At 69.4% G+C, this 10744-nt stretch carries 9 protein-coding genes; 2 read left to right on the top strand and 7 right to left on the bottom strand.

Annotated features, from left to right (window positions below; all coding sequences use genetic code 11):
* Positions 1–449: 449 nt before the first annotated feature.
* Both H8R17_RS26615 and mobF read right to left on the bottom strand, forming a co-directional pair.
* Positions 450–746 (bottom strand): hypothetical protein, encoded by a 297-nt coding sequence (locus H8R17_RS26615; RefSeq protein WP_187825741.1) that lies wholly within the window; start codon positions 744–746, stop codon positions 450–452.
* Between the two features lie 16 nt (positions 747–762).
* Positions 763–5592, bottom strand: coding sequence for a MobF family relaxase (gene mobF / locus H8R17_RS26620; protein WP_187825742.1), 4830 nt, complete (start codon positions 5590–5592; stop codon positions 763–765).
* Positions 5593–5997: 405 nt separating this feature from the next.
* Here mobF and H8R17_RS26625 point away from each other — a divergent pair, with 405 nt between their 5' ends.
* Both H8R17_RS26625 and H8R17_RS26630 read left to right on the top strand, forming a co-directional pair.
* Positions 5998–6456: a hypothetical protein gene (locus tag H8R17_RS26625; protein ID WP_187825743.1), complete on the top strand. Its 459-nt coding sequence runs from the start codon at positions 5998–6000 to the stop codon at positions 6454–6456.
* Between the two features lie 11 nt (positions 6457–6467).
* The gene (locus H8R17_RS26630) at positions 6468–6848 is read left to right on the top strand and encodes a hypothetical protein (protein WP_187825744.1); all 381 of its coding nucleotides are present in this window, start codon (positions 6468–6470) and stop codon (positions 6846–6848) included.
* 128 nt (positions 6849–6976) lie between these two features.
* On the opposite strand, the gene H8R17_RS26635 is transcribed toward H8R17_RS26630, so the two are convergent.
* The 5 genes from H8R17_RS26635 to H8R17_RS26655 form a co-directional block, all read right to left on the bottom strand.
* Entirely contained in the window at positions 6977–7384 is a 408-nt protein-coding gene (locus tag H8R17_RS26635; protein ID WP_187825745.1) for a hypothetical protein, read from the bottom strand.
* A gap of 58 nt (positions 7385–7442) precedes the next feature.
* A complete protein-coding gene (locus H8R17_RS26640; RefSeq protein WP_187825746.1) occupies positions 7443–7979 on the bottom strand; it encodes a hypothetical protein in 537 nt (178 codons plus the stop codon).
* Positions 7980–8119: 140 nt separating this feature from the next.
* Entirely contained in the window at positions 8120–9208 is a 1089-nt protein-coding gene (locus H8R17_RS26645; RefSeq protein WP_187825747.1) for a hypothetical protein, read from the bottom strand.
* 115 nt (positions 9209–9323) lie between these two features.
* Positions 9324–9941, bottom strand: a complete 618-nt coding sequence (locus H8R17_RS26650) for a hypothetical protein (protein WP_187825748.1) — start codon at positions 9939–9941, stop codon at positions 9324–9326.
* Between the two features lie 226 nt (positions 9942–10167).
* Positions 10168–10437 carry a hypothetical protein gene (locus tag H8R17_RS26655; RefSeq protein WP_187825749.1) on the bottom strand — a complete coding sequence of 90 codons (270 nt, stop codon included), beginning with the start codon at positions 10435–10437 and terminating at the stop codon, positions 10168–10170.
* Positions 10438–10744: the final 307 nt, after the last annotated feature.

The following is a 10744-nucleotide window of genomic DNA, read 5'->3' on the forward strand; positions in this document are numbered from 1 at the left end:
TGTGGGTCGAGGACCACTGCGGTCGTGATCAGCCCAAGGGGGTTTGCAACATACGATCCATTGGGGACCGCTCCCTTCTGGCATAGCTTGATCAGCCCTGTAGGGTTCGACACAGACCGTCCCTGGATAGTCTGCGGCCGTGCCTCGTCTTCATCAGCCCAAGAAGGTTCGCAACGGCCAGCCTCGCTCCATCAGAATGGGGGTGCGGATCGTCATCAGCCCCGGAGGGTTCGGAACAGCGCGGCGATGGTGATGACGGTTTTGCCGGTGCCCGCCTTCATCTGCCCAGGAGGGTTGGAAGCAAGCATGGCCGCGCGGCTCGGATCGCCAGGCACCGGAAGCCTTCACCATTCGTAGGGTGGTCCGAAATGCGATCGAGTTGACCACGGAGAATCCAGCCGCTGGCCGACCGCGGACGATCACGTCTAGGTGCCACGCGTTGGTCAGGGCTATTGCCCTCCGTGAGCTACCAGTTCGCCGGCCCAGAATGCCCGTATGGCCTCTTCGAGGATGGCCGTGTAGCGCTTGAGTTCGTGGTTCTCCTGAGCCAGTGGGTTGTCTCGGTCGGGGCTGGCCGCGAAGGCGGCATCCATCTCCTTCAGTCGGGTCTCCAGTGCCGACAGCTCCGGTGTGCGACCTGATGCCACGGCGAGTCGTGCGGCTCGCCGGGTGGCGAACTGTGTGAGGAGTTCCTGCTGTTCGGCAGTGAGCCCTTCGCCGGTGGTGTTCTGGTTCTGCTCGTCCATGTCGTCTCCTTCTTGGTCAGGTTCCCGGCCCACGGCGCGGTCCCGCGTTGGGGCCGTGGCGTCGGTGGTGGTTCTGTTCGTCCTGGGTGCTGTCGGCCCGGCGTCCGCGTGCGAGATCGTCCGAGGGCAGGGCCGGTGCCACAGGGGCCAGGCCGCGCCGCGCTCGTTCGGCGTCGCGGTGCGCTCGGACTTCTCCCAGGCGCTGCTGGATGCGGGATCGCTGGAAGAGCGTCATCGCCTCGTGCAACTCGGCCCACCGCTGACGCTCGTCGGCCTCATCAGGAGTCTCCCCCAAAGGCTCGACAGAGTCGATCTCGTTCAGCAGCCGATAGGCGGCGAGGGCTGCGACGAGTTCTTCCCACTGGTCCTGCTGAGTGCCGTCCTCCGCAGCCGGAGCAGGGATCTGCTCGACCCAATCCTCAACAGGTTCTTCACCTTCCAAGACCCGCCGCAGGGCGAGTTCGGCGAAGGCCGCGGCGGCGGCCGATACCGCTTCCCGGTCGTCCGGCTCGGACACCTGGGCGTCGAGCAGCCGGTAGTGAAGGTTCTCGGCCGTACGGGCTGCGATCCGCATCCCGCCGAGCGGTTCGTCCGGCCGATGCCGAGCGGCGGCGGACGCACGCGCACGGCGGCCGACCTCGGCGATCCGCTGCTGGAAGATCTCCCAGGCATGTGCGTCACGGGGATCGGACGGCGCTTCACCGATGCCGGGGACGTCGTCGGCCAGAGCATGGCGGATACGCCACACCTCGGCCACCGCCGCCGTGCGCTCCCACTGCGCGCGTAGTTCTGTTCCCGCAAGGGGTACCGGGCCGAGGCTCCGCGCCCATGACGGCGGGGACTGAGCCAGGGCCAGTCCCATCTGTTCCAGCCGCTCGGAGAGCACGAAGCGGCGCTCGACGAGGTGCTGACGCCAGCCCTCTGGGGTGTCCATGTCCCGTACGGCGGCCGACGGAGCGATCCAGTCGGGCAGGTGACCGCTGTGGTCCGGGGCCGGTACCGGGCGGTGCGGGAGTTCATCGCGCAGCCGCTGTTCGGCTCGGATCTTGGCGGCGATGAGCTGGGCGCGCTTGAGTCGCTCGAGGGCTGCGTCTTGCCGGTGAAGGTTGGCGGTGCGCTCGGCACGGGTGGCTTCGAGGGGCTGCGTCGCTGTGTGGCTGGCGCCGGGCCGGGGTTCACGCTGCCAGTCCTCGCGCATGCGTTCGCGTGCGGGCATGGTCCTGCGTAGGCGCTGTTCGCGCCGCAGGAGGGCGTGCCGTGTGGCGGCGGCGCGCTCGGTGTCGTGGTCGCCTTCGTCCTGCGCGCGGCGGATCTGGGCGCGGGTCTGGGCGATGGCCGCGGCGAGTTGGGCGCGGGTGAGATGTCCGTGTGTCCGGTCGGGCCAGGCGGGATGGGGAAGGCCGTCCACGATGACGGGCCGGGGCTGGCTGTCGACGGATGCGTCCGCGCGGAGGAGTTCTTCCAGAGCGGCACGGCGGTGGTGCTCGGCGAGGTCCAGAAGGCGTTGCAGCTGTTCGGCGGTGAGCGTCTTCAGCGGGCGGCTGCCGCCAGGTGCGGCTTCCTTTCGGGCGGCGCGTTCGGCGGCTTGCCGTCCGGCTTCGACGCGGTAGTCGATGCGCCAGGCCAGCACGGCGGCCGGGTCCTCGGCGTCTACGAAGTCCCGCTCGTCGAAGGCCATTTGGATGAGTCGGCCGAGGTCCCAGCCTTCGTCCTCGGCGGCGCGCAGGGACCGCTCGGCGACCTCCCAGGCGTCCGCGCTGATGAACATCTCGGCTGCTAGGCCGAGCACACGGCGCAGGAGGTTGTGCAGCCGCTGACTGGTGGCACGGGCGTAGACGTCGGTGTATTCGGAGATGAGCTGGCCGATGCCGTAGGCGCGTTCCTGCTCGACCTCGATCATCTCCCGGGCCGAGATGGACGCCTGGCTGTTGTGGGCCACGGTGTCCAGCACGTCGCGCATGTTCTGGGCGTCATCGGTGACGACGTAGAGGTGGTTGGACTGACGGCCGCGGCTCGCCTCGACGTACGCGGCTTCCCGCGAGGTACGGGCCGTGATCAGGCCGTGGGCGGCCTGAACGGTGATGCCCTGGGCGCGGTGCGTGGTGTAGGCGTAGCCCAGTTCCGCGTGCCGGCGTAGGTAGCGCGGCGGCAGGACGACCCGGCCGCCGTGGCCGGTGTGGCGGGCGCGGACATTGCCGCGTCGGTCGATCTGCTCGACTATCCACTGATCGCCGTTCTTCACCCAGTCGTGGCCCCCCAGCAGCGAGAGTTTGCGCTGGTTCCTGCGCGTCACGATGACGTCGCCGACCGCGGCCTGGAGCTCGTCGCGCAGCCGGGCCGTCCGGTTCGTGTCGAGTCGGCCCGAGGCCAGCTGGAAGGCCTGGGCGCGGAGGTTGAGTTCGCGGACCATCTCGCCGTCGTCGGTCATCATCAGGGCCTGCACACCGGACTCGACGTCGTGCTGCCACCCGGCGAAGACGGCGTCCAACATCTCCTCACGGGCGCCGCCCACGACCCGGCCCTGGTCCAGGTACCAGCTCCAGGCATCGGTCGGATCACCGTCACGCAAGGCCATGGTGGCGTCCGCCTCGCCCTCGGTCTGGAAGCGGTGGATCTCCTCCAGCTCCACCACGCCGACCTCGCGGGTGAGGAGGCGCAGCACGCCTCCCGACTCGACCGCACCGAGCTGTGCGGGGTCACCGATGAGCCGGACCAGGGCGCCGGCGCACTCGGCCTCGGCCACGACGCGGGCGAGGTTCTTCGTGCCCGCCATGCCCGCCTCGTCCACCACGATCACGTCGCCCGGCCGCAGCGCATACTCCTGCGCGGAGGCCGCGCGGCGCTTCTTGCTGCCCCGCCGAAGGACACGGTGGACGATGCTGCCCTCGGTCAGGCGGTCGCGCTGGGCGAGCCAGCCTTGGAGCGTGTACGCCGTGGTGCCGAGATCGCCCTCCATGACTTTCGCCGCGCGTGCGGAGGGGGCGAGGGGTATGAGCCGTCCGCCGCCGGCGGCCACCGCGTCGCGGACGAGTTCTAGGGCGGTGGTCTTGCCCGCGCCGGCTGGGCCGATGCCGCCGACGACGAGCCGGTCCGCGCAGGCGAAATCCTTGGCGAGTTGTAGTTGCCCGGCGTCCAGTCTGCGCCCCATGAATCGGTTGGCGACTGCCGCGAACCGGTCGCCGTGGAGGGCGGGATTCACTATGGTGCGGGCTGCGTTGAGGACTCGGTCCTCGGCGGCCAGGATCTCGCGGGAGGTGTACAGGACCGACTCGCGACGCCGGTAGATACTGCTGCCGTCCGACCGCAGCAGCGGGGCGAAGGGCCGGTGCAGGTCGGGCGGGGTGATGCTCAGCGAACCCTGCGACAGCACACGCTCGGTGATCCGCTCGGCGAGCCCGCCGGCTGCGGTGCTGCGGCCCCGGGTGAGGCGTACGACGTGGCGTCGTGCCTCGGCCAGCACGTGCCGCTCACCCCACACGGCCCGCTGGTCGGAGACCACCGCCAGGATCTCTTCCGCGGCCTGTGCGACGTCGCTCTCGGTGAGATCGACGGTGCCGTTACGGGGTATGGAGGCGCTGGCCTGTGCTGTCCTCAGCAGGGCATCGACACGTTTCTGCCCGACCGCGGCGATCGATGCCTTGCGCCATCCCGACCGTAGTTGGGCCAGGGAGCGCCCCTTCTTCTTGACTGGCCTGGTCTCCAGCGTCGCCTGCTGGATGAGGGCCATCCGGGCTGCCGTTCCCGGCTCTTTGCCGTGTGCCTGGCGGTAGGCGCGGAGCAGTTTCTCCAGCCGCTTGCCGATGTCCTTCGTGCGCTTCGCATGGGGCTTGAGCACTCCGGCGTCGAAGCCCTTGATGCCCATGACCGGGCGCTTGCCCGGGGTGACTTCACGCTCCTCGGCTTCCAGACCGAGCCGGGCGCAGACCTTCTCGATCACGAGCTGGTTGTAGTACTCGGAAGCGGCAACTCCCATCGCATACAGCAGCTTGCCGTCGATCGAGCGCCACTTGCCGTCGACCCCGCGGACCTTGTTCGCCACGACCAGGTGATGGTGGAGCAGGGGCTCGCCAAGCCGGTTGTCGTGGTGGCGGAAGAGAGTGGCGACCAGACCACCCTGAACCTCTTCCTGGGCGACGCCGTTGATGCCGGTCCGGGTGGCGAGCGCGTGTTCCTCGATCCAGGTGATGGTCTGAAGGACCGCCTCTTCGTCGCACTCCATCACGATCCGGCACACGTCCTCGTCGCCAGTGCCGAACAGGCCCTTGCCGAAGTCCTCCGGCGCCCGCAGGACCAAGTCGTAGGCGGCCACGGCCTGTTGCTGTGAACCGGTGTGGGCGCTGATGTAGCGCGCGAGTTCCTCGGCATCCTTGGGTGATCGGCCGAAGTCCGTCCGGTAGGCGACGGCGCCGACCTTGGCGCGCAACTTCCTGCGCTCGTCGGCCGTCGCCTCCCGTCCCTTGCGGCTCTCGAAGGCCTCGATCTCGTCCTGGATCTTCGCCGCGAGGGGGCCGGCGCTCTGGTCGTACCGGTAGAAGCGGCGCCCCAGCCGCGCCCGGCGGGTGGCCTCGGCAGGCGACAGCCCTTCGGCCACTGCCGCCTTGATGATCTTGTCCGCGTTCGGGTGCAGCCCCTCGCCGTACAGGGCCTCCATCTGCTCCTCGGACACCGGCCCGGCGACGCCGAGTTCCGCGATTCCGCCACCGACCCATACGCCGGGCGGATTTCCTTCCGCCGTGTAGTAATCGCCCAGTTCGCGGTCGGGAGAACGGCGTACATCGCCGGTCACGGTCTCGCTCGTGTAATAGCGATAGCCATCCCCAGCTGAGAGCTTGTGGATGGTCATCATGAACTCAGATTACCTTGTGTCATTGTGAATGCAAGAGCTTTGACCGTGAAGAAGGGGGGTGCAGGGAGGGGGAGTTGGCGAGCGAGGAACGAGCCGAGCCAACGATCCGACCTGCACCGTCCTTCTTCACGGACCGCGAAGCGCCCCCGGTTTTCCGCAGGTCCGCTCTCCTGAGCGGACCTGCGGAAAACCCGTAGTTCGCGTTATCCACAGGCGAGATCAATTGATTCGGATTGCCTCTGAATGCCTCTGGCTGCGTCATTCGGAGAAGGCCCCTAATTTCCCATGTGGGAAGCGTGGATTCATCGGCCACAATGACCCGGAACCCATCGTTCAGGGGAGGCGAGTTGGATGGCTCAACGGAGACCGCGGAAATCGGCGCGGGAGGTTGACGCCCGCGAGCGAGTGCGCGCACGCCGGGCCGCGCACTGGGAGCGAGAGCGGCGGCTGGAGGACCTGGCCACCGACTACGAACTGGCAGCGCAGGAGATCGAGGACGTCACCACGGAGGCCGAGGAGAAGATCGCCGCGTACGCCGCCCGGCTGCGCGGCCAGGCCGAGACCGCGAAAGAGGAGCTGCGGGACCGACAGGCCCAGAGCGCCGGTCAGATGCTCCAGATCGACGGCGTCCGTTCCGTCGCCGACCGGCTCGGCGAGTCCGTGGAAACCGTCCGCAAGCTCGCCGCCGCCGAGTCCGACAGCACGCAGGAGGATCCTGCGCCGGATCACCGCCCCGCACCGGCCACGACTACCGCACGCGAGACACCGACCGGCCAGCCTGTTACCGGCCCGGTCGCGCACGCGGGCACGCCGCATGGGCCGACGCCGTCCGAGCCGGCCGAGGAACGCGAGGCCTCGACGTGAGAGGGGAAGGGATGACACCCAACGGGATGGCCGAACGGCCGATCGAGGACCTCAACCCCGAGTGGATCGGACTCCTGATGGAGGTGGAGGACGAAGGAGGAACGACGATCGGCTTCCGGCTCGGCCGCTACGAGCGGACGACGGTCGACGGCAAACCCATGTGGCGCCTCTTCAGCGACCAACCCGCTTGGAGCGTCACCCTGTACGCGGGGACCAAGCTCCGCTGTGTACTCCCGGCCCCCACCCCCGGGAGTCAGACCGGCCCCTACCCGCAACAGCCGGTACCGGCCGCCTACCCCGCACCGCAGGTGCCCCAGTACCCCGTATCAGCTCCGCCGGGGCCGACTGTTCGAAACCCGCAGTCCTGGGTGAACCAGCCGCCGCGTCAATAGGCGGCGTCAGCACAGGCAGCGAACGAACAAAGCCGCGGCCCCCGGCACCGACGAAGAGGACGTCGGTGCCGGGGGCCGTGGCTTCGCACTGCGGCTCTGGGCGTGCGTACCCCGGGCCGTCTGAGCGATCAGGGAGCTTGGGGAGTCATGCACAGGCAGCGGGTGAGGCGGTCCCAGGGCACGCGGGCATGCCAGTTGACGGTGTTCCCTTCGGCCAGGGCGTGAAGGTCCTGGGGTGTAATCCACGGGAGGTCTTGGAACGCCAAGAGCGCCACGCTTAGGCCGCCGATCACGTCGTAGCCGAAGGTCAGTTCGCGGCTGTCCAGTGTGCGCCGGTTCTCCGGGGTGTCCGGCATGACGGCCGGGAAGGTGAACAGGCCACGGACTTGCAGGAACGTGCGCTCCAGGAACTCCGGTTGTAGACCCTGGTGCTCGGCGATCTTGGGCAGGATGGCAGCGCGGTCACGGGCTATCTCCTCTTCAACTTCACGGAGGAGCTGCTGGTATTCGTCGGTCGACATGAGTGGCTTTGGCATGCCGATTCTCCGTTCGTCGTGGCGGCCCGGGTGCGTGCCCCGGGCCGGCTGTCTCGGGTCAGCGGCGGGCGCTCAGGGCGCCCCGGGGCGTGCGAGGCACGCGGGCAACGGGGGCGGCGGACGGGTGGGTTGCTGGCCCGGCCGGGGCGGCGGGCGCCTGCTCGGGCTCTTTGTGCACGCTGCGCCGTACAGGGGGATCGTCGTAGCGCTTGAGGATGCGGGCGATAGCAGCAGCCGCGTTGCGGTCCTTGGAGTGCAGGTCGCGCTCCCAGAACTCGTATGGCGTGCCGCGCCGTCGCTCGAACTCGCCCATGTACCCGAGGTCTCCCCACTCGGCGCCGTCCGGGTAGTTCGACAGGCACGTCCAGCCGTAGCCGTTCAGGTTCTCCGGGTGGATCTCGGTGACGACCAGGTGACCCCACGGCGAGTGGTAGACGACGCACGGCACCTGTTCCGCCGGGAGGCGGGATTCACGGGGGGCGAGGGAGCGCAGCACGCTCGCGCCGGGGTAGAAGGCGTGGCCGCGCAGAGTGCGCTGCGACTCGAACAGTGGCATGTCGGAGAGGGGGTGGAACTTGGGAATGCGCAGTCGCATGGGATGTGCTCCGTTCGGCGCCGGGCCCGGGGCGCGCGGCCCGGGCCCGGCGGGCATGGTCAGTAGCGAAGGGGGATCGGGGTGAGGCCGTTGCAGGCGGCCAAGTCCCAGGGCCCCCCCGGGGGCCGCACGGCTGCGGGTCAGGCGAGGGACAGACCGGCCGCCGTGAGGGCGCCAGCCGCGCCTGAGGCGCCGTTGCCGCGCGCGGTGCCGATGATGCGGGGCCGGTCGGTCTCGTCCCACACGTACCAGCGGTCTGCGCCGAGCTGCGGGGTCCACACCAGATCCAGAACCCGGGTCGGAGTGGTGGAGCGCCACCGGCTGCGCTCCATCTGCTTGAACTCCAGCCCGGCGACGGCCGGGATCTCCGGCACGGTCCCGAACCGGCGCTCTATCAGGGCCAGGTGCTCACGGGTGGGGACGATCGCTACGCGGGCGAGGGGGGTGGCGGCGTGCCCGTCGGGCAACATCGGGGCCCACGCTGCCCACTGTTCGGCCTCGCTCTCGCGCATGGGGTGGGCCGTCCACTGCTCACCCCGTGCGTAGTTGAACCCGTACTGCATCAGGTGCCATCCGGCGGCCCGCAGCAGTCCCGCCGTCATCGCGCCGGACGTGAGCGATCCCAGATAGATCCCGTCCGGGTTGTTCTCCCGACCGGCCGCGCCGCGTTCGGTCAGCGGCTCGCGGTCGACCTCGTTACCGCTCGCGTCGTACAGGCGCAGCGATGCACCGCCCCCGGCGAGCGGGTACGCCAGCCGGATTTCCGCCGTCACCGGCCGTGCGGTCTCCTCGCTCTTGCGGGTGCGCTCCAACTGCTCAGCCTCGGCTGAGTACACCTGGGGCTGCTCTGCGGCCTGTTCGGTGGTGATCCGCTGCGTCGCTGTACGACCGCCCCGCGCGTTGTCCGCCGCGCGCTCCCGCTCGGTGGCAACAGCGGCCACCGCCAGGGCGACCGCGCCCGTACGGCTGGTGCTGTGGCTGCCGCGCTGACGCCGTTCGCCGCCGACTTCGCGCACCATCCAGAACAACATCCCGTGTTCGGACACCTGGAACGCCGCATAGGTGCGCTGGGGGAACCGTCGCCCGTTGATCGTCTCGCCGGGAAGCGTGAACAGCCATCCGTCAACGCCGTACTCGGTGCCCTCCGGTCGCTTGCCGTTGGTGGGGGTGTAGCGGGTGTAGAACGGCCGAACGGTCTCCCGAACGATGCTGCGGGCCGTGGTGGTCATGGTTGGGACCTTCCTCTCAAACGGGGGTTGCCCGGTCGGCTCCGGGCGGGTGGTTGAGCCGGGGCGCGGCGGCCGTGCCCCGACCGGTGGCCGGGGCACGGTCGCGCGGGGCGGGTCAGTCGCCCTTGCGGAGTTCGCGGATGGTGTCGGCGACACGGGCGGCGATGTCGCCGAGCTTGTCGCTGGACCACACGTCGACGACGTCGGTTCGGTGTGCGTCGGGGAGGGTCTCGACGTGCAGGACTCCGCTGTCGGAAACGGCGAGGGTGTAGCCGTTGTTCTCGCCGTCTGCCTGGAGGTAGGCGCGCACGCCCCACGACCCGGAGTCTGCGAACCACTCGTCGCCGAGGAGATCGGCGGCGGCGCGGCCGACGTCGGAGACGGCGAACGGGTATTCGGTGCCAGGCTCGGGGTGGTAGTGGCCCGCTGCGTCGCGCGAGAGGGAGACGGCGTACGCCTTCTCGTACGCCACGATGGCGTCCAGCGCGACACGGCTGGCGATCCGGCGGTACTTACGGCGACGGCCGACCTGGGCGAAGCACACGGCGGCGATGGCCTCGTGAACCTGCTTGGCGGTGTCGGCCCAGACCGCGAGGTGGTTGCGGGATGCCGCGTACTCCCGCATCACGGTGAGGCGCATGGCGAGCAGAGGGGCCACGCGTACGGGGAAGGCGGAGTATCCGCCGTGAGCGGCGCGCGCCTCGGAGGCGTGCGGGGCGATGGTGATACGCATGATTGGGTCCTTTCGAAGCAGGCCGGTTGCTCCCCGGCCGGAAGCTGCGGGGCGCGTGGCGGGCGCCCTGGAGAGCGGAAGAGGGGGATGGGTGCCGGGCGCGGCATTCCCGCCGGCTCGTGCGTCCGACGACGTTCACGAGCGAGCTCGCGCGTGGGCGCAGCCGCGCATCCCGGCGATTCGGTGGATCCCGGCTCGCTGCTGACAGCTGGAGCCGGGGGGCCGCTCAGTCCATGCTCAGCGGCTTGTACGGCTCGTTCCGCTCCCAGTCCTCCGTGACATCACGGCCGTCGCGCATGACGTTGATCGTGTAGCCGTACGGGTGGATCACACCCGACTCGCGGGCCATCTCCTCGCCGTGCTTCTCGACGTCACGCTTAACGGCGGAGGTCAGTGCCTCGTAGGCGTCGTGGTAGTCGTCGAACGGCTCGATGTCGCCGGTCTCGCACACCATCCAGAACTCGGTCTGCTCGGTGTCTTCGGTGTCCTCGGCCAAGGTGATCTCCTCGGTGGATCGTGGGTTCCGGGGGCTTTGCCCTGCCCCCTCTCGACATAGGTAAATCTATCCTTCTTGGGTGGGGTGGTCAACGTGAAATCCCGGCCCAACAGGGGGCAGTCTCTGCGGATTTCGTCCGAGCCGCAGCGCCGTTGGGTTGTGCGGAAGCTCGTGGTGCCGCACACGGGTACGGCGCCGAGCCGCCCCCGGGCCGGTGCCGGTGGATGCCCCCCTCCCCATCCCGGCAAAGAAAAAGCGGGGCCCGAACGGGAGGGGTGCAAGGACGCGGCGCAGCCCGTCCTTGCAC

This window comes from Streptomyces sp. TRM68367 (assembly GCF_014495685.1).
Classification (GTDB): Bacteria; Actinomycetota; Actinomycetes; order Streptomycetales; family Streptomycetaceae; genus Streptomyces.